The sequence below is a fragment of the Pontimicrobium sp. MEBiC01747 genome (genome assembly GCF_053601635.1).
In genome coordinates, this window is record NZ_JBSHNS010000095.1 from 1 (window position 1) to 21439 (window position 21439).

Genomic DNA, 21439 nt, shown 5'->3' on the forward strand with positions numbered 1-21439 from the left:
TAGTAACGGTAAACGATTACTTAGCAAAACGTGATAGTGCATGGATGGCACCAATATTTCAATTCCATGGTATGAGTATTGATTGTATCGATTACCATCAACCAAACAGTGACTCCCGCCGTAAAGCATACAACGCAGACATTACTTACGGTACAAATAACGAATTTGGTTTCGATTATTTACGTGATAACATGTCTAACTCACCAGAAGATTTAGTACAACGTCCGCACCACTACGCTATTGTCGATGAGGTCGATTCTGTATTAGTCGATGATGCCAGAACACCATTAATTATTTCGGGTCCAATTCCGCAAGGAGACAGACACGAATTTATAGAACTAAAACCAAAAGTAGAAAGTATTGTTTCTGTACAACGTAAACACTTAACACAAGTATTAGTTGAAGCAAAAAAATTAATTGCAGAAGGCGATACGAAAGAAGGTGGTTTCCAATTACTAAGAGTATACAGAGGTATACCAAAAAACAAAGCCTTAATTAAGTTTTTAAGTGAAGAAGGTGTTAAGCAATTACTTCAAAAAACCGAGAACTTTTACATGCAGGACAACAACCGCGAAATGCCAAAGGTTGATGAAGAACTGTACTACGTAATAGAGGAAAAAAACAATCAAATAGAATTAACAGATAAAGGTATTGAGTTTCTTTCTGGTAAAGAAAACCCAGACTTCTTCGTTATGCCAGAAATTGGTGTAGAAGTTGCTAAAATTGAATCGCAAGGCCTTTCTTCTGAAGAAGAAGCAAACTTAAAAGAAGAGTTATTTAGAGACTTTGGTGTAAAATCTGAGCGTATTCATACCTTAAATCAGCTATTAAAAGCCTATGCTTTATTTGAAAAAGACAACCAATATGTTGTTATGGAAAATAAAGTAATGATTGTAGATGAGCAAACGGGTCGTATTATGGATGGACGTCGTTATAGTGATGGATTACACCAAGCGATTGAAGCCAAAGAAAATGTAAAAATTGAAGACGCAACACAAACTTTTGCAACGGTAACTCTTCAAAACTACTTTAGAATGTATCGTAAGTTATCTGGTATGACAGGTACAGCGGTAACAGAAGCTGGTGAATTCTGGGAAATTTACAAATTAGACGTTGTTGAAATTCCAACAAACAGACCAATTGCTAGACACGATAGAGAAGATTTAGTTTACAAAACAAAACGTGAAAAATACAATGCTGTAATCGATGAAGTAACGCGATTATCGCAAGAAGGTAGACCTGTATTAATAGGAACAACCAATGTAGAAATTTCGGAGCTATTAGGTAAAATGTTATCTATTAGAAAAGTGTCTCATAATGTATTAAATGCAAAACTGCACAAAAGAGAAGCAGACATTGTAGCAGAAGCAGGACAACCAGGACAAGTAACTATTGCCACAAACATGGCCGGTCGTGGTACCGATATTAAATTAAGCGACGAAGTAAAAGCCGCAGGTGGTTTAGCCATTATAGGTACAGAACGTCACGATTCGCGTCGTGTAGACAGACAGTTAAGAGGGCGTTCTGGTCGTCAAGGAGATCCAGGAAGTTCTCAATTCTACGTCTCTCTAGAAGATAATTTAATGCGTTTATTTGGTAGTGAAAGAATTGCCAAAATGATGGATAAAATGGGATTAAAAGAAGGTGAAGTTATTCAACATTCTATGATTTCTAAATCTATTGAGCGTGCACAGAAAAAAGTAGAAGAAAATAACTTTGGGGTTCGTAAACGTTTATTAGAATACGATGATGTTATGAACTCGCAACGTGAGGTAGTATACAAACGTCGTCACCATGCTTTATTTGGAGAACGTTTACGTGTAGATTTAGCAAACATGATTTACGATACTTCTGAAGGTATTGCTGAATCTAACAAAGCTGCTAGTGATTATAAAAACTTCGAGTTCGAATTAATTCGTTACTTCTCTATGGCATCACCAATATCTGAAGCAGAATTTAATAAATTATCGCCAACAGATATTGCACAACAAGTATACAAAGCTGCCTTTGACCATTATAAAGCTAAAATGGAACGTAATGCAGAAGTTGCTTTCCCTGTTATTAGTGATGTCTACGAAAACCAAGGTGACCAATACAAACGTATTGTAGTACCATTTACAGATGGGGTAAAAACATTACAAGTGGTTACCGATTTAGAAAAGGCATACGAATCTAAAGGAAAAGAGTTAGTTAACGATTTTGAGAAAAATATTACACTTGCCATTATAGATGATGCTTGGAAAACGCATTTACGTAAAATGGATGAGTTAAAGCAATCTGTACAATTAGCGGTACACGAACAAAAAGATCCGTTATTAATTTATAAGTTTGAAGCTTTTGAATTATTTAAAGCCATGATAGATCAAGTGAATAAAGACGTTATTTCGTTCTTATTTAAAGGGGAATTACCAACAGCAGATACAAATACAATTAGCGAAGCTAGACAAACGCGTAAAAAGGAAAACTTACAAACACAAAAAGAAGAAATTCCTAATCTAGACGAGCGTTCTGCACAAAATAGAGCCGCTAGCAATACGCAACAACAACAGCAAGTTGTAGAAACTATTGTTAGAGACCAACCTAAAATTGGCCGTAACGATCGTGTAACTATAAAGCATGTTATGAGCGGTGAAAACAAAACTGTAAAATACAAACAAGCTGAGCCTTTAATTGCTAAAGGGGAATGGGTTTTAGTAAATGAATAGGATATATTTTTTACATATAAAATAAAAAACGGAAGCTTTAATAAGCTTCCGTTTTTTTATGTATAAATCATCCATAATAACAAAAAGACTGCTTTTTCAAACAGTCTCTTTAATTTATACTCTATGCTTATGTAGGCGAGTTACTCTTTATATATTTTATACGTTTCTGTTTTCTGTGCTATATAAATTTTAATAAGATAGAGCCCTTTGTTATAAGTACTCATATTTAAAGTAACACTACTCGTATTTATAAAATTATCTGTATGAATACGTTTACCATCAAAACGATAAATTTCAATTTTACCCGTTCCTTTTTTATTAAAGCTTACATTAACATGCTCCTTTGCTGGATTTGGGTATATATTTACTAAACTACTTTCTGTATTCGCTATATTATTGTTAATCGTTCTTCGGCAATCTATAACTCGGAAAAACTGGAACGACGCCGAATCCCAAACTGGCACAACACTTAAGCTAACAGCATACAATTTAACAGGATCAAAAGTTCTGGAAGTCCAATCGTTATTAGCTGAAGGAATACCGATAAGGCTTGTAAGGTTTATATTGCTTGGTGCCGTACCTGGAGCAACCCATCCATTATAGTAATCTGTAATAATTGCCCAAGGCGATAGACTAAATTCAGAAATTCTAATATGATATCCTTCTTCATTAGTACTACAACTGCCATCTATTTCTGTTTTTGGAAGACATAGTTCATTAACTATTTTTAGCCCATAATCTGAAGGTTCTGTTACTTCCGAGTGGATATTTTTTATTTCAAAACAAGCTTCAATTTTACGACAGTCTTTAACTTTAAAAAATTGAAATGGCGCCGAATCCCATATTGGGCCAACACTAAGACTTACTGCATATAGTTTGGTAGGATCGAACGTTTTCGACATCCAATCATTATTGGCAGATGGGATACCAATAAGGTTAGTGAGATTAATATTACTTGGTACTTCACCAGTGTCTACCCAGCCATCATAATAATCTGTAACAATGGCCCATGGCGATAGATTAAATTCGGAAATTCTAATATGGTACCCTTCTTCATTAGTACTACAACTGCCATCTATTTCTATTTTTGGAAGACATAGTTCATTGACTAATTTTGGCCCATAATCTGAAGATACCATGTAATCTGAATCTACGTTTTTTATTTTAAAACAAGCCTTATTTCCTTGGCAGTTTTGAACTCTAAAAAATTGAAATGGCGCCGCATCCCATATTGGTCCAACACTGAGACTAACTGCATATAGTTTGGTAGGGTCGAACGTTCTCGACGTCCAATCATTATTAGCAGATGGAACACCAATAAGGTTAGTAAGATTAATATTGCTTGGTGCTTCACCAGTATCTACCCAGCCATTATAATAATCTGTAACAATAGCCCAAGGCGATAGACTAAACTCTGATACTCTAATATAATACCCATCTTCATTTGCACTACAGCTACCATCAATTTCAATTTTAGGAAGACAAAGTTGTTTTACTATTTGTGGCCCATAATCGGATTGTTCTATTTGCTCTTTGTAGATGTTTTTTATTTCAAAGCACGCTGCCACTTTTGGTACTTTCTTTAATTCAACATCGTCAATAAAAACAGGGCTTAGAATATTACCATGGCCTTTTATTCTTATTTCTAATCTGTTATAATTTTCACTAATATCTCCTGCATCCAAATTAAAATATCCAAGTTTCTGCCTCCAATCTGTAGATGGTTGAGCTGGAGGCTTACTACAGGTATTATATTTAAAAACAGGGGTAATGTAAGTACTAGTATGAACAATTTTTTCTACATCGCAATTATCATTGTTTCTTAACACAAACTCAAGTTGAAGGCTAGGATCTTCTGCTGGATCCGATATTTCTCTAGAAACATAACACGACACTTGATAGGAATATGCCTCAGATAAAGTTTCTATTATTGTTGCTTTTACAGATTCTCCTGTAGTAGGGTCTGTTTCTCCTCCATTAAACATGTGCACATAGCGATTGTTTGTTTCTCCATTTATACGCGGAAGCAGTCCTTTTTCTACAAAACAACTACGATATCCGTTTCTGTCATATAAATCAGGAGAAGTACCTTCACTACCTAAAAACTGTTTTCGACAGCCATTACTCCATCCTGTTGCGTGATCTACTTGATTAATGGTCCAAGATAAGGCACCACTTTCAAAGCCTGGGTTTTCTATTAAGTTTTCCTGCCCCATAATTAAATGGGTGGTAAATAAAATAAAAAGTAAAAGACATTTTTTCATTTTTTAAAAATTTTAATTGTTAGTAATAACTATTTGTTTTAATCTTATATCCAAGACATCTCCAAATTGTTACCCATAGACTTAAAGTAGAAAACTGTATATCAACAAAAAGTCCTTTAAATGCCTTTATACAGGCTCTTAAATATTAAAATTTCTCTTTTTACTTCTTATAGTGATTAATAACTAAAGTTGAACAATATAAAGAAGTTATTTCTTTTCTTCATTATTTACAAGTTATATCCAATTGAAAGCATTATAACCCTAGGTAAAATAAAGGTTTTTGTATCAGAAATTAAATAATCTGAGAATTGATTGCTTTGCTTAAATTTAGTATTAAATACGTTTTTAGCATTCAATTCAAAACTCCATGGACTATTTTCCTTTTTATAAAATAAAGAAGCTTCACTTAAATTGTATTTATTATTAAGGTTTTGCTCTTTATTTTGGTAATTATATTGTGCATAACTATAAGAAAAAACAAAATCATTTAAAAATTCGTGCTCTAAACTCAAGTAAGGTTCATCTGTTATAAATTTAGACTTTGAATTATTAGAAAAATAATTTCCTATACTTTTTTTAAACCCTAGTTTAACTATTGGAAAGTCTTCAAATACTGTTTCAGCACCAACATTAAATGTATAGTTTTCATTTTTATTTGTTACAAAACTATTATTAATGCTTTGTAAATATTTAGAATTATTATAATTGAGACCTCCTTTATATTTAATGTTACCTATTTTCTTTCTAATAGATGTTGCTAGTCTCCAATTTTCATTTGGATTCTCTATCATTTGTATAGTTAAAAACTGGTTAATCCCATCAAAATCGACTGCATTTCTATAACCTTTTACTTTTTTAGTATAGTTAATACTTGCTGTTAATAATAAACCTCTGTATATACTAAATCGTCTATATTGTATTCTTGCTGAATGTAATAATTCGTTTTCTAAAGTACTATTTCCTTTAAATACCGAATTATACGATTGTAAATAAAACCTATTAGCTAATTGTGATGCATTTGAAAAGTTAGATTTGAGGTTATAATTAACTTGAATTTTTTTAGACTTATTAAACTCTATTTTTAGAGAAAAATCTGGCAATACAACCCATTTATTCTTAATTAATGTGTTTTGCTGGTTAATTTTCCAATTATATTTATGTAAATATCCGCCTTGTTTGAAAGTAAAAATTCCAGTTTGAAACTTATAATGCAGTCCAATAAAAAAATCATTTAATTTAAAAGTTGCTCTATTATTAAATCCAGCAATATCAAAATTGTTTTGGGTATTATTATCTAAAAGCTGTTTATCGTTACTTATAAATTTTTCTTGTAGATATATATTCCCTATGGTTGAATAAACATGATTTTTATTATTAAGTATCCAAAAATCTTTAAAAACCGAATGTATATGGTGTTTTTTATTTTCTTTATGCTGTTGTAAAATTAATTCATTTTGAGTAGTATCTACAGGTATTAAACCTTGTAAAATAAATTGTTCGGTATTCCATAAAGTATATAGTTCACGTTCTTCGAATATATAATTTAAGATTCCTGAAAAAGTATGCTTTTGTGATTGCTTTTTATGCCACTCAATATTTTGATTTGCATGTAGCGTTGTATTAGAGTTATCGGCATTTATCTCATTATTAATATTATTTACAGTAGAAAAAATAGAATTATCTCTATAATTATTATTTCTTTTTACTTGACTTTTAATAGACCATTTTTCGATATGGTCAGGCGTATATTCAATATTAACTTTTCCTATTCCTAGAATATTTTTTAAATTATTTTGAGTATTCTTTTTTTCACTAAAAGCAGAATATTCATTAGTAACTTCTTGATAGTTTTCTGTATTATTATTTGCGAAAATAGTGTAGCCAGAAATGTTTATTTTTTTTGAAGGGGTTTTCCTAATATTTAAAGCTCCAAAACGGTCTTGACTTTTTATTACATCATTTGATTGTATAAATTGTTTAAAATCTTCTCCATTAAAATTAAAATTACCATCAAAAACGGCATTAACTCCTCCTGAAAAGTTTAAATAGTCTTTGAATGTAAACTTTTTCTCTCCAGCATTATTGAAGTCACTAATGAAATTGACATTGGTTTTAGTTGAATAATAAAAGAGTTTAGTATTTGCTTTATAAAAATCTTGTTCACCTTTACCTGCTTCAATATCACCAAAAACAAAATGTTTTTTATTTTTTTTGAGCCGAATATTCATCGCCATATCATCACTCTCAGTGATGTTTTTTAAAAAGGCAACATCGTTATAATTATCTAATACTTCTATTTTTTCTATTGCATTTGCAGGGATATTATTTACAGCTAGTTTTGTACTTCCTCCAAAAAATGCTTTCCCCTCTACAAGCATTTTAGTTATTTTTTTGCCTTTAACTGTAACATCTCCATTATTATCGACCTCTACTCCTGGCAACTTTTTAAGTACGTTTTTAAGTTTACGTTCTTTTTCTGTTATAAAATGTTTTACATTATATATAATAGTGTCTTGCTTTACTGTTACAGGCAATTGAATGACGACTTCATCTAATCTGTTTTCAGTTTCTTTTAAGATAAAATTTTTAGTTACATTTTCTACTGGTGTTATTACATAGTTTATAGACTCATATCCCATAAAACTCACACTAATGTTATAATTAACACCTTTTTTTAGCTGTAAACTATATTTTCCATCATCATCGCTAATTGCAAAAACCAAGTTTTGGTTTTCTCCTTGAGGTTTCGCTATTACATTAGCATAAGTTAATGGGTTTTCTAAACTATCTTTTACAAAGCCTTTTTGGCTTATACTTTGAGAGTATAGATTACATGAGTAAAAAATAATAAAGTAAAAGACAATTCTATTATAAAGCATATTTTAATAGCCTCTATTTTTCCTAAAATCTTTTACCGTCTTAATCGCTATATCGTAAAACTCTTCTTCGCTAACTTTCTTCCCTTTTGTTAGTTTTTTTATTGTGAATTTATCTTCTGGATTCAACTTAATATTTTCTGCATAATATTTAATATTATTTCGTTTAAGCTCTAATATTAAACCTGGCAATCCTGAATAACCTATAGGGCCAAAAGGAATATTTATTTCTGGAGTATACCATGCTTCTACAAGAACATTTTTACTTCCTTTTCTGGTCTTCATTTTTTCAACTAGAACTGCTTTATAACAATTATAGCCACCTATTGTCTTTGTTTCTGTTTTTAAGTCCCATTTATACTGGGCTTTTGAAATTAAAAAATCTTCTCCAAAAATGTTTATTTCTCTTAAAATTTCATTTTTAGAATTATAATATTTACTACTTCCATCTGGTCCAAGTGACATTTTAAAAGCTCTACTTTTGGAAATTTCCATTGTATTCCTAACTTGAAAAAAACTTTCACCACCTTTATAGCTTAAGCTAAAAACGGCCTCTTTTAAAGATTTATTTACAAATTCTTCTATTTTAGCTCCTTTTTCAAAGTTTGCTAATGCTTCCTTTTTACTCTCTTTAAAAACTTTTTTTAATCTAACTTTTTTATATTCTACGATTGCGTTGTCTATTTGGCAGAAAGCGTTAGAAAAGACTAAAAGGCTTATTGTTAATATAAATTTATTCATATAATCATATAAATTGAGAGGACACATGGTCCTCTCTTCAATTAAACATTATTCTTAATACCCTCCATTTACACCTTCTTTAAAGAAACTACCATCATCATTACAGTATGCTTCAAAATATAAATTTGTCCAAAAATATTCATCTGCCTCATTTCCATCTCCATAATCAGTACCAAAATTCCATGCTGATGCTGTACAATCTCCATATAACAATGTACTGTCACTACTATTAGCATTTACAAAACTGCTGCTACTAATAAATACGATAGCTAATACTAAAACTAATTTTTTCATTTTTTTAAATTTAAAATTGTTAATAATGCCTTTATTTTAAAGGTTCGATGTTTTTATTACTGTTACGCTTAAATAATTAATCTTAAAGTTTTACATTTTGTCTTATTTAACATTCATTCTCTTTTAAGTGAGTGACTTTTGCCGTTATATATTTTACGGTCATTGTATTTTTGAATGTGTTTTTAAACGTAATGCATTAAAAAAACTTAAACATAATTAAGTTCTGTTGTAGACTAATTTATATTCGCAATAGCTTTGTAATGATAAATTGTTTAAAAGAAAGAAGAATCCGAGAATGTACTTAAAAGTACACTGTTGGACTATTTAGTACATTCTCGGACTACTAAAAATAAGAATGTGTTTTTTTATATTCTAATGGAGTCATTCCTGTTTGCTTCTTAAAAATATGATAAAAGGTAGATTTAGAATTAAAGCCAGATTCTAACCCTATAGCTGTTATGGTATACTTACTATACTCTTTATTTATTAATATTTTTTTTGCATGATTTATACGAAAGTCATTCATATATTCTATAAAAGTCTTATTTGCTTCACTATTAATTAAAAGAGATAATTTGTTCTTATTAATTTTTAATTCGGTCGCGAGTATATCTCTAGATATTTTTGATTCGGTAAACTTATTATTTTCAACTATATATTTTTCTATTTTAATGAAGTCCTCATTTTTAGAATCTAGATAAAGCCCCTTTTTAGTTTCATTTTTTTCTAAAATAGCAACTCTTAAATCCCGCCTTTCATTTAATAAATTGAGGCGAACTATAGCTTGATAACTTATCCAATAAATCAATACTGTTGTATATACTCTAAGTGGATAATAAGAAAATATAAAACCACTAAAATCCATTTTAATTTTAACTACTAAAGCAAATATCCAAAGTATATAGCCTAAAGTACCAATTTTAAAAAAAGTGTAGAGCCAGCATAAATTGTCGAACATTAAAATTTTAGAGAATAATTTTTCTTTTTTATTTAATATATAGTATGAATAGCCAAAAGTTCCTAATGATATTACAAGACTGAACACTTCATCTATAGAGGTATATCGTTCATATAAATAGTCTAATCTTTCTATATTTTGGTTACTACTACTATAAACTAAGGTAAAAGTAATCTGGAAAATTGTAGACAACAGAAATAATGGTATAATTATTTTTAAAAGCTTATAAGACTTCTCTCCTATTTCTAAATAATGTACTTGAAATTTGTAAAAAAAAGGAGCTATTAAAAAATGCCATGGAATTTGAATATAATCAAGCGCAAATTTATGTTGAAATAAGTTTTTAGCTAAAATCCATGATTGTAGATTATTTATAGAAATAGTAAACACTAATAAACCTAAATAAATAATACTTTTTTTGTTTCTGTTTTTTGAAGTTAATAATAAAGCACAAAAACTAAATCCTACTACAGAACTTATTGATAAGAATGAATTGAAGATATCGTTAATACTCAATTTTAAAGAGGGGTATTAATTATTAAATAAACAGAATTAGTTAAACAAATATATTTTAGCCTAATTAAAATATTAAATAATTACCTCTCATTTTTATAAATAACAGGCTATACTACCCCATACAATTAACACTGAATTTCAGCTAGTTAACACAAGTCTACTCTTTTATTTAAAATTTAAAAATAACTCTTATTAAATTGCTTATAAAAGATAAAAAAACTGTACAATTTTGTATTTATACTAGAACATAATTTATAATTAACACCATTATTAAATTAATGAGAGAATGAGTTTTTTTCTATTTAATTTTAAACGTTAAGTCTTTGTTAATATATAATGCTCGTTTTTTAATAAAGTTGTTATATTTGTGCTAGCATGTTATACTTGAAAGAGCACTTTATACCTAAAATTATTGCCATTACATTAGTAATGAGCATTCTTGTGCCTATAACGCTTAGCTCTATTCATAAACTTGAACATGAGCATCATCATGAAACTTGTAATAACCATTACAAAACACACCTTCATAAATTAGAAAAGGATTGTGATCTTTGTTTATTTAAACTTAATCAAGACTACTTAAATATTGTTAGTAATTATGATCTAATAAAAACAGAGTCATTTTCAAAACAGATATTTTATTCATATTCCTACCTATATAATCCTAAATATTTATCATTTTCTCTAAGAGCGCCTCCAGTTTCTACATACATATAATAGATTATATTTTATATAGAAACAAATAAACAATACACATGAAATATTGTATAGCGCTTTTATTAGCTACTATTAGTCAGCTAGTAATTAGTCAAAATTGCAGTTATACGTATATAGGTGAAGTAAAAGATTTTCATGATGGCACCTTTTTATCGGGCGCTACCGTACATCTTAAAACATTAGACTTATATACTTCAACTGACACCAATGGAAAATTTAAATTTGAAAACCTTTGTAATGGTTTAATAACTATAGAAGTATCGCATGTAGGATGCGAAACTAACACTATAGATGTTGAGATTGCTGGAGACACTTTTGGCTCTATTAAATTAGAACATCACTCAGAAGAGTTAAATGAGGTCACAGTAAAAGGCGTATCTGCTTCAAAAAAGACAGTAACGGCTCAAGAAACCGTTTTAAAACAAGAAACTCTAGAAGCTTATAGTAGTGGCTCTTTAGGTGATGCTTTAAAGGAAGTTAGTGGCGTGTCTTCTATTAATACAGGTAACACAATTGTTAAACCTGTTATTAATGGTCTACATAGTAGTAGAATTCTTATCATGACTGATGGCGTTAGACTACAGGACCAAGAATGGGGTATTGAACATGCTCCAAATATAGACATAAATACTGCTGGAAGCCTTTCTGTTATAAAAGGAGCTGGAGCTTTAGCTTATGGAGGAGACGCTATTGGTGGTGTTGTAGTACTTAACCCTATAAAAACCATTAGTAAAGATTCTTTATTTGGAAAAACTATTATTAATGGACAGACTAATGGTCGTGGAGGTAATATTAGCACCTCTTTAACCAAAACCTATAAAGAAGGGTGGTTTGTTACTGGGCAAGGTAGTTATAAACGTTTTGGAGATTTTAAAGCGCCAAAATACAACCTTACAAATACAGGTTTAAATGCTAAAGCTTTTTCTATTCGTGGTGGATTTAAACAATTTGAAAAAGGGTTTGATGTTTTCTATAGTTTTGTTGATAATACTACAGGTATTCTTAGTGCATCACACATTGGTAACATAGAAGACCTTGTTAATGCTATTAATAGTAATGAACCGCTAATTGAAAATGATTTTAGTTATGACATTAATAATCCAAAACAAGAGGTTACACATCATTTAGTAAAAACTAAGTTTTACAAGCGCTTTGAAAGTTTAGGAAAATTAACGTTACAGTATGATTTTCAAAACAATCAAAGATTTGAATTTGATAAACGTGTTGGTTCAGATAGAGACAAGCCTGCTGTAGACTTAACATTAAAAACACAATCTTTATTAGCCGATTTTAAATTTGATGCCAATAGAGATAGAAAATTTCATACCGGTATACTCTTTAGGTATCAAGATAATTTTGCTAATCCTGAAACTGGTGTAAGACGCTTAATTCCGGATTACGAAAAAACCGACTTTGGTGCTTTTGTTACAACAGAATGGCGCTTAAATGATAAAACTATTATTGACGCTGGATTACGTTATGATTTTAATGTTATTAATGCTCAAAAATTTTATCAAAAAAGTCGTTGGGCAGAACGTGGTTACGCTATAGATTTTGCAGATATTATTATAGATGATATTGGCACACAATTATTAGTAAACCCTAAATTTGAATATCATAATATTTCAGCAGCAACAGGTATAAAATATGCTTTAAATGCAAAAGCAACTGTAGCGTTTAATTACAGTTTATCTAATAGAGCACCAAATCCTGCTGAATTATTTAGTGATGGTTTACATCATTCTGCAGCACGTATAGAACTCGGAGATTTGAGAATTAAACAAGAACAATCTCATAGATTTTCGGGTACACTTACTTATGCTAATGATGCTTTTTCATCTACTTTTGAAACCTATTATAATGCCATTAACGACTTTATTTATATAGAGCCAAGTGGAACGGAGCAAACTATTAGAGGTGCCTTCCCTGTATGGGAGTATAAGCAATCTAATGCTGTTTTGTTTGGTTTTGATATTGCTTTAAATTATAAGCTTAACAAACAATGGAGTATTAGCAATACATCATCTTACATTAAAGGAGACGATACTAAAAATAAACGCCCATTAATAGATATTCCAGCTTTTAAAACTGTAACAAGCATAAACTTTACAAAAGAAAACTGGAATGGGTTTAAAAGCAGTATTACTAGTGAATTTACAGCAAAACAATCGCGCTACCCAAACAATAATTTTGAACAATTTATACCAAGCACAGGAACTAATGTACTTATAGACATTAGTACACCACCTAGTGCTTATCATGTACTACATTTTGCTAGTAGCTTTACATTAAATAAGCAAAAGAATGTACCAATTGTATTAGGTATTAATGTGAATAATATATTTAATACTTCATACAGAGATTACTTAAACAGATTAAGATACTTTACAGATGATATAGGAAGGAATGTGATGTTATCTTTAAAAATTAATTATTAAAAATACTAAACCGTAAAAAAAATGAAAACAATAAAAATTTTAACTTTAGTCCTTACAACAGTAATATTTAGTTCATGTTCTAATGATGATGATAGTACTCCTGCTCCAGTAAATGAAGAAGAAGTTATTACAACACTTACTGCCACATTAGTTCCGCAAGGAGGAGGCACTACAATAGTTATGAGAAGCCAAGATTTAGATGGCGATGGGCCTGATGCTCCTGTTATTACTGTATCTGGAAATTTAGCAGCAAATACAACTTATAATGGTACAATTGTTTTATTAAATGAAACAGAAGACCCTGCAGAAAATATTACAACAGAAGTTGCAGAAGAGGACGAAGATCATCAATTTTTCTTTACAGCAACTAATAGTATAGCGACTATAGCTTATGCAGATCAAGATGGTAATGGGAATCCTATAGGTATTTCTTTTACTGCTACTACTACTGCGGCTGCTACAGGAAATTTAACTATTACATTACGTCATGAGCCTAATAAATCTGCTGCTGGAGTTAGTGATGGAGATATTACAAATGCTGGAGGTGAAACAGATATTCAAGTGACATTTACAGGCGTAAATGTTCAGTAAAACTCATCTTAATACAAAAATAAAAAAGCCTAAACATTTATGTTTCAGGCTTTTTTATTTTTAAAAGTAATTCTTTCTAATCCTTATGTACTAAAAAATTGATTTTCTAGTAATAAATACTATTCTAGAATTACAAGATGTTTTATAATTTTAAACTACACACAATACTTAATAGAAATGTATTAACCTTTCAAGAAAAGGCCTTTCTCAACCCAAGTATTCTTCCACTGTAACCACTCTTTATTAATTGTATTTATTGGCAAACCAGATTCTGTAGAGAAACGTTGTAAGATATCTAAAACGGCCTCTCCTTTTTGTAAAGATTCTAAAAACTGATATTGAATAGCTGTCAAGTTAATAATGTAAACTTGGTAATTTGTTCTTACAAACGCTATATATATTTTATTTGTTCTGGATATTTCAGGATTATTTTTTTGAGCAACTTGCTGATAGTAAGTATTAACATCAAAAGGATAAGTATGTATAGAAAAGCATTTTTGAAGTTTTAGGTTTTCATTTAAAGTATTTTTATCTGCTAATGGTTTTCCTTCGCTTCCTTCTTGATCAAAAATTCGATAGAGATCGCACTCAAATTGTGCCATAGCGATCATAAAATCTATCCAAAGTTCAGGATTATCTTTATCTGGTCTCGTTTTATTAAGAAAATTAGGAAAGTCTTTTCCTAAATCGGCTAAACTTGGGCTTGATGATGGTTTTGCTTTTAAATATAGTCTAGAAAAATCGTCAAATAAATCATCTCCTAATGTATGCCGTAACGCTTTAAACTGTTCTCGCATGCATTCTATTAATCTACTATAATATGATCGTTGATATATTGCTAATCTTTGATGTGCAGTTAGTGTTTTAGATGGCGAGACATAGTGGTCTACTAAATCAATATTTTCTAATTTAGGGTCTATTAGTGAGGATTGCATCCATTTTTGGATATCTAGTAATTCTTCTGATGGTTTTTCCATAACTAATTAGAGTGTATTGTTTCCCCCATTAATGGGTTAACCATAAAGTCTATAGGTGTAGATAATTCTTCTGTTTTATTTAAAGTATCTACAGTTATTTCAGAATTCCCTGTTGGACTCAGCATGTAATCTTTTGCTTTATGCAATTCTTTAATACAATCTTCAAATGATGGTATATTACCATCCCATTCTAATAATGTAGCTGTTCCTCCTGTTAATGTCCATGCTAAATGAAACAGTTCCCAAACTTCCTTAGTTACTTTTCTGTCATGGGTATCTATTATATGTGTACCACAGTTTTGATGTCCTGCTAGATGCATTTGTACAATAGATTCGTGTGGTAATGTTTTAATATATTTTATCGGGTCTTCGCCAGAATTAAAGCAACTTACGTAAGTATTATTTACGTCTAATAACAGCCCACACCCAGTTTGTTCAACCATTAATTTTAAAAACTCTGCTTCTGGTATTGTAGATTGATTAAAATCTAAATAAGTACTAGGGTTTTCTATTATTAGTGGTCTTTTTAAATACTCTTGCACAGTTTCAACTCTACTACATACATGCTTTAAAGTTTCTTCGGTTAATGGTAAGGGCAATAAATCGTGTGTATTTGCACCTAAAACTCCTGTCCAACACAAATGGTCACTAATCCATTTTGGTTTAACCTCTTCTGCCAAAATTTTAAGTTTTTTTAAATAATCTGTATTTAATGGTTCTGTACTGCCTATAGACATAGACACTCCATGCATAACTATGGGGTAACGTTCTGCTATTTGCTGTAAAATGTATCTAGGTTTCCCATGAGAATACATAAAGTTTTCCGAAATAATCTCGAACCAATCTACTTCTGGAAAATGTGCTAATATGTGTTGAAAGTGCGTGTGACGTAACCCTAATCCCAAGCCAAGATTTGGAAGGGATTTTAGGGTGTCTTTTATTGTATTTTGCTTCAAATTATAACTGTTTAAGAACAAGTTCCTCCTCCACTTAAGCCACTTGCACCACAAGCTGCGTAGCCAGTAAAGTTTTTATTTATGTAGTCCATGGTTGGACCTCCTTCCATTGGAGAATCTCCAAATTGTCTGTTGGCTTCAAGCATTTTTTCTTCAAAAACCACTCTTGCTCGTTTCCATACACTTTTTCCTCGATTTGGTCCTTCGGTAGAAAAACGTTCTGCATTAATTGGGACAGCGCATGAGCCTTGCCATGAACAGGAATTGTTTCCTGGATTGTTTTGTTCATCTGGTGTGCCATATAATCCACAACCGCCTTGATTTCTACAATCGTTTAATGTGTGGCAAGAATGCATAGAAGCAGTAGCACATTCTCCCATTCCTGCACAATCATTAGTTCCTAATCGGTCATGACCTTTACAAGCATTTAACCCCATACAGGCATGTAATTCTTTTGGGTTTGGAATAACACTTGGTCCAGATGGTGTACTACAGCTCGATGGCTTTGTACCACAGCTAGATCCAAAGCTTTTTTCGTCGTTTACAGGGCTATATATAATATTTTTCATAATGGTTTATGTCGTTTTAAATTTAGGCAAAACTTACTTTATTTCCAATAACATTTACATCTGGAAGGTCTTTTATTCTTCCTACAATACCATCCCATCCAAGTTTAGGATTAGCTGCAGAAACTAGTTCTGCTAATGCTACTAACTCACTTTTTGCTAATTCTTTAGATGTAAATTCAAAATTTTCAAAACTAGGAGATAAATGGTATGTTTTTTTATCTGCTCCTTGGTAGGTTAAATTACGCATACCTCCTATAATTTTATCTAAAATAAAAATCATTCCTTTATGCATCCCTATATAAAACATACTAGATTGTGCTGTACCTTGCAGTGTAAAACTCATTTCTGTCATCCATAATAAATACGAATAAACAGCATTATTTAAATCTACAATAAGCTTATAATTGTCTGACAAATCACTAGCTTTTGGATTCTCTGGAAAATTGTGTATAAATTGTGATTTTTCTTCTTCTGTTAGCTCTAAGTCAAAGAACTTGGTATTTAGTTCGCTATACTTATACCAGTGACTGTCTTCTTGATGTGAGGGATCGTCATACTCATGCGAAGGGCTTGTGCGAAAACCTTCTCCTTGTTCTGAGATTTCTGTTATAGCTGCTAAAGCATCTTCTTTATTTTTAATTTGTTTTAATCCTCCACTATCATCACTATTAGCATATTCTACTGTAGATGCAGACTGTGCAGCATCTTTAGCATATACTGTGTCTATATTATTTGGCGCATAATAGCCTCTTCCATCTACTAATTGGTTGTCTGGATTAGTATAATCCCATGGTTCTGTTTGTTTTACTAAATTAGCGATATACTCATAAAACTGCCCTAATGTTTCCCATTGGTCTCCTTCTGGTTTTTCTTCTACTGGCGCTGGTTTTTCAACATCCATAAATTTTTGAAGCTGTGATTGCGTTAGTTTTGATAATCCTATTGAAAACCCATCTTTATGATGCAATAAGTTTGTTGGATAGCTTTTAGGGGATTTATTATAAATTGCAGGAGAACCTCCTAACGATTTTAAAATATTACTGGCTAATGATAGGTGTAACATTTCTTCTACTGCAACACTCATTAATACGCCTCCTGCTTTGTTTGCAAAGGTATTTATTTCATTAGCTCTTTTTTCGTCTTTAATTTTTAAAGTTGGGGTGCGGTTTATAGAATAATAGGTATATAAGTATAATGGTATTGTACTTAACTCTACTTCTACAGCTGTTTGTAAATGTTTACGTAAATCTTCTAGTTTTTCTGGTGTAAGCATATTATTATTGTTTAATTAGAGTATTAACATTAATGTGAGGCCAACCAATTGTTTTTCCCTTTGGTGTCCCTTTTACAGGAAAATTAATGTTAGTGTTTTGTGAATATTGTAATTGCTGAAAAGTTCTCCCTGTTTTAGAATTCTGTACAGTTTCTATCCAAAAAGTACTATTAAAGGCTGTAGCATCTGCATTTTTATTTATTGATGGTATATTGTTAATACCTCCATTGTTAGCTGTACTTACATTTAGATTAATACTACTTATTACAGTTTTTCCCTCTTTTTCTTGTTTATCTAAATGATCTATAAGGTATTGATTTGGTTTTCTTGTAATAAACCCTGGAACATATACATCGTTGTATACTGCTTCTCCATAACCAAACGTAGGAAAATCTAATACTGGAGAAGAACTTAAGTTAGAATCTATATTTGGTCTTCCTTTGGTTTCTGTAGCGTTTCCTAGGGCCATAATAGCATCGCCATGTGGTACTGTAGAGATTCTTGCTAAATTATATCCATCGTTATCTTTTGAGCCATCTAATAGTTCCCATATACCATTTTCGGCATGCATTAATTCATTATTTGTAGCATCATGAATCATTAAACTATACATTAAGGTAGGTATATTTTCTATAGTTTTTAAACCTCTATTTGGTGTTGGGCTACTTAAAGCGGTTACAGTTAAGGTTTCGTAATAAGGCGCTACTAAAAGAGTAAAACTCCCTTTTTGGTCTGGAACGGCTATAAGGTTTACACCTTGATTACCAGACCATGTACCAATTAATCCTGACAATGGACCATATTTACTAGCCATTTCTTTGTTGGATAATCCTAATCTTGATATTTTATCTCCACTCATAATTTGGTTATATTTAAGTTAGTCAATTTACATGTAATTTTTAAGCTTTATAAATGTACTTTTCTGTTCTTTTAAAAAACCAAGTATAAATACCTGTTTTTTAATTTAGAAAGAAACTAAATAGCCAACAAACAGTGTAATAGTACTAGTAATTTTGTTACACTAACTTAATTAAAATGTTGATTTATAGTTAGAAAACATAAAAAAAACAGCGCTATCTTATTGTTAAATTGAATTATATTTTTACTTTCGTTATCGCATTTATTCAGTATTGAAAATGTATTCTTCCCTCGCACAAGCAACCATAAATTGTGAAACACCTTAAATATCACATTATATTAATAATAGCGCTCATTGTTGGAGGGGTTGTATTGCAGCATCTAATTAACTCTTATAATAATACAGAGAAGCAAAAACAAATAGATAAGTTAAATAAAATTCACCTAAATGCTGTCTCTGATGCAGAATCTAGAATTGATAACTATGCAACACTTGTATCTTCTATAAGAGGGTATGTAAAAAATTCTAAAGAATTTCCTAAAGAAGAACAAATTCAAAACTACTTACACGATCTTCTTAGAGACTTAAAATTTAATGATTCTTTGTTGGTAAATTATGTTGATAAAGCCCATGTTATTAAATATGTTATCTCGCCAAACCAAATAGACCCATCTAATTTAAAAGGAGTTTCTGCCAGAGATTTTAGACCAAAAGAAGAATTAAAAAAACTTGAAGAGTTAATGATGCAAGATAGCATTAGCCTTTTCCCTCCCATTAATTTAAAAGAGGGCTGGGCTGGTTTTCCGTTTAATTTTTCTGCAAAAAACTATGAGAATGAAGTTGTTGGTTACATATCTCCTATTGTAGATGTAAAATATTTATTAAATACATTTTATGACAATGATATAGACCTCCAGTTTATACATCAATTTACAATAAATAATACTATAGATTTATCTAGAGAAGCTGTTTACGATGGTACCAAAATTTACAATACTAATAGAGATCTTGAATTTTACCAAAACTTTGATTTCTTAAATAAAGATATTATTTCGTCTAGTATTAACCTTTATGGTTTAAACTTAAATATTACAAGTGCTTACAAAGAGACGCCTACTATAAATAATGCTTTTATGTGGTTATCGTACTCTTGGTATGCCGTTTTTATGTTATTTTCTATTATATTATTATTTCAGTTATCTAAAAATAAAAAACTTAATGCTGGGTTAAAGGCTGCTAATAAAGAAATAGAATTAAAAAATGAAGCTTTAGAACATAGCTTACATAAAAATCAAACTTTAATAAAAGAGATTCATCATAGGGTAAAAAATAACATGCAAATGATTTCTGGTTTACTAGAATTACAAGAAGATGAATACCAAGATGAAAAAATTATAAAAGCTTTAGAAGAGAGTAGAAATAGAATACAATCGATGTCTTTGGTTCACGAGAAGTTATACAATAGCGCCTCTCTACAAGATATTAAAACTAAAGAGTATATAGTACAGCTTATTGCTTTTGTTGAGAATACTATTGGCGGAAAAGAAGTCTATGTCTCAAAAGAAATTAATGTTCCAGAGGATTTAATTTTTGGAGCAGATACTACCGCTAATCTTGGTTTAATTATTAACGAGTTAGTAACTAATTCTTATAAGTATGCCTTTTCTAAAAAAAGTATAAATAAGATTAAAATTTCTATTACTAAAAAAGAAGATATTTTTGAATTAATTTATTTAGATAATGGTAATGGTGTAAATAAAGATTTCGATTTTGAATCGAGCAATTCGTTAGGAATGAAACTAGTTTATGTTTTAACCGAACAGCTTAATGGGCATATTCAATACGATATTGAAGCAGAAACTTTTATTATCTACTTTAAAGCCATGGAGTTTAGCTTATAAATTTCTGTAACTTAGTAAGAATAATAAACTAAACGTAATTTTTGTATACACTTATACAAATAGAAGAAGATTTATTTTCGAATTTATATTGTATATAATAAACTCACGCTACTTTTAATTATTTATTGAGTAACTACACTACTGTATTTTGCATTTATTACAATAGTTTTATTTGTATTCATACTATTATTTGGAGTGTTTTTTATGGTTGTTTTACTTATATTTTTATTATTAAACAACGATCGTTTTCCTTTAAAAATTAAATTAAAATCTGTAGATTTTGGTAATTTAAGAGAGGCTTCGCTATTTTCTAAAACAAGGTTTAAATTATTAAATGATGGTAAAATATCTTTAATTATTAAATCGCCAAAACTACCATTTATTACAGTATTTCCTCCTAAACGATTGACTATTACATTTGAGGATACAGAATTTAAAATAATATTATTTACACTTTTCAACATAGCATTCTCAACATAATTTAGCTCTAACTCCCCTTCTGCCCAATCGCTAACATTTACATCTGAGTAAGATACATTAATGGAAGTATCACTTCCATTAATGTTATCTGCTTGTAATGTTGCATGCGCAATGTTCCCTTTTGGGTTATGTATTACCGAAACCATTTTAAGTTCTCCATGCTTAACGTTTAGTTTTAGTTTAGCTTTTTTAGGCATTTTTATTTTAATTACCTTTCTTACTTTTTGATTTGCTGCTCCTTCAAAAAATAAATTATTATTTCCAGCTGCCTTTTCTTCAAGTAATCTTGCATATTCTTCATGTTCTTTTTCTAAGGCTTTAGCT

Annotated in this window: 14 protein-coding genes and 1 pseudogene; 4 read left to right on the forward strand and 11 right to left on the reverse strand. The window is 30.3% G+C overall.

What is annotated here, in order from left to right; genetic code table 11:
• A partial coding sequence (gene secA, locus ACVC2P_RS01870; RefSeq protein ID WP_452596786.1) for a preprotein translocase subunit SecA occupies positions 1-2705 on the forward strand: 2705 nt, incomplete at its 5' end.
• A 140-nt stretch (positions 2706-2845) separates the two neighbouring features.
• On the opposite strand, the gene ACVC2P_RS01875 is transcribed toward secA, so the two are convergent.
• From ACVC2P_RS01875 to ACVC2P_RS01895, 5 genes are all read right to left on the reverse strand, one after another.
• Positions 2846-4969, reverse strand: coding sequence for a T9SS type A sorting domain-containing protein (locus ACVC2P_RS01875; RefSeq protein ID WP_452596787.1), 2124 nt, complete (start codon positions 4967-4969; stop codon positions 2846-2848).
• A 227-nt stretch (positions 4970-5196) separates the two neighbouring features.
• Complete coding sequence (locus ACVC2P_RS01880; protein WP_452596788.1) at positions 5197-7848, reverse strand: carboxypeptidase-like regulatory domain-containing protein; 2652 nt, start codon at positions 7846-7848, stop codon at positions 5197-5199.
• Between the two features lie 3 nt (positions 7849-7851).
• Entirely contained in the window at positions 7852-8586 is a 735-nt protein-coding gene (locus tag ACVC2P_RS01885; RefSeq protein WP_452596789.1) for a GLPGLI family protein, read from the reverse strand.
• 54 nt (positions 8587-8640) lie between these two features.
• Positions 8641-8880, reverse strand: coding sequence for a hypothetical protein (locus ACVC2P_RS01890; RefSeq protein ID WP_452596790.1), 240 nt, complete (start codon positions 8878-8880; stop codon positions 8641-8643).
• Positions 8881-9223: 343 nt separating this feature from the next.
• Positions 9224-10354, reverse strand: a complete 1131-nt coding sequence (locus tag ACVC2P_RS01895) for a helix-turn-helix domain-containing protein (protein WP_452596791.1) — start codon at positions 10352-10354, stop codon at positions 9224-9226.
• Between the two features lie 755 nt (positions 10355-11109).
• Here ACVC2P_RS01895 and ACVC2P_RS01900 point away from each other — a divergent pair.
• Both ACVC2P_RS01900 and ACVC2P_RS01905 read left to right on the forward strand, forming a co-directional pair.
• Positions 11110-13509 carry a TonB-dependent receptor gene (locus tag ACVC2P_RS01900; RefSeq protein WP_452596792.1) on the forward strand — a complete coding sequence of 800 codons (2400 nt, stop codon included), beginning with the start codon at positions 11110-11112 and terminating at the stop codon, positions 13507-13509.
• A 21-nt stretch (positions 13510-13530) separates the two neighbouring features.
• Positions 13531-14100 (forward strand): type 1 periplasmic binding fold superfamily protein, encoded by a 570-nt coding sequence (locus ACVC2P_RS01905; RefSeq protein ID WP_452596793.1) that lies wholly within the window; start codon positions 13531-13533, stop codon positions 14098-14100.
• 182 nt (positions 14101-14282) lie between these two features.
• Here ACVC2P_RS01905 and ACVC2P_RS01910 read toward each other — a convergent pair whose 3' ends face one another.
• The 5 genes from ACVC2P_RS01910 to ACVC2P_RS01930 are packed head-to-tail and all read right to left on the reverse strand — an operon-like array spanning position 14283 to position 18734.
• Positions 14283-15077 (reverse strand): HvfC/BufC N-terminal domain-containing protein, encoded by a 795-nt coding sequence (locus ACVC2P_RS01910; RefSeq protein WP_452596794.1) that lies wholly within the window; start codon positions 15075-15077, stop codon positions 14283-14285.
• Between the two features lie 2 nt (positions 15078-15079).
• Positions 15080-16033 carry an MNIO family bufferin maturase gene (gene bufB / locus ACVC2P_RS01915; protein WP_452596795.1) on the reverse strand — a complete coding sequence of 318 codons (954 nt, stop codon included), beginning with the start codon at positions 16031-16033 and terminating at the stop codon, positions 15080-15082.
• Positions 16034-16044: 11 nt separating this feature from the next.
• Positions 16045-16602: a hypothetical protein gene (locus tag ACVC2P_RS01920; RefSeq protein WP_452596796.1), complete on the reverse strand. Its 558-nt coding sequence runs from the start codon at positions 16600-16602 to the stop codon at positions 16045-16047.
• A 22-nt stretch (positions 16603-16624) separates the two neighbouring features.
• Positions 16625-17875 (reverse strand): ferritin-like domain-containing protein, encoded by a 1251-nt coding sequence (locus ACVC2P_RS01925; protein WP_452596797.1) that lies wholly within the window; start codon positions 17873-17875, stop codon positions 16625-16627.
• Between the two features lie 4 nt (positions 17876-17879).
• On the reverse strand, positions 17880-18734 hold the full coding sequence (locus ACVC2P_RS01930; RefSeq protein WP_452596798.1) for a heme-binding protein: 855 nt from the start codon (positions 18732-18734) through the stop codon (positions 17880-17882).
• Between the two features lie 311 nt (positions 18735-19045).
• Between ACVC2P_RS01930 and ACVC2P_RS01935 the strand changes: the two genes are divergently transcribed.
• Entirely contained in the window at positions 19046-20635 is a 1590-nt protein-coding gene (locus ACVC2P_RS01935; RefSeq protein ID WP_452596799.1) for a sensor histidine kinase, read from the forward strand.
• Between the two features lie 122 nt (positions 20636-20757).
• Here the strand turns inward: ACVC2P_RS01935 and ACVC2P_RS01940 are convergent.
• Positions 20758-21439: pseudogene (locus tag ACVC2P_RS01940) on the reverse strand (hypothetical protein); the annotation flags it as partial.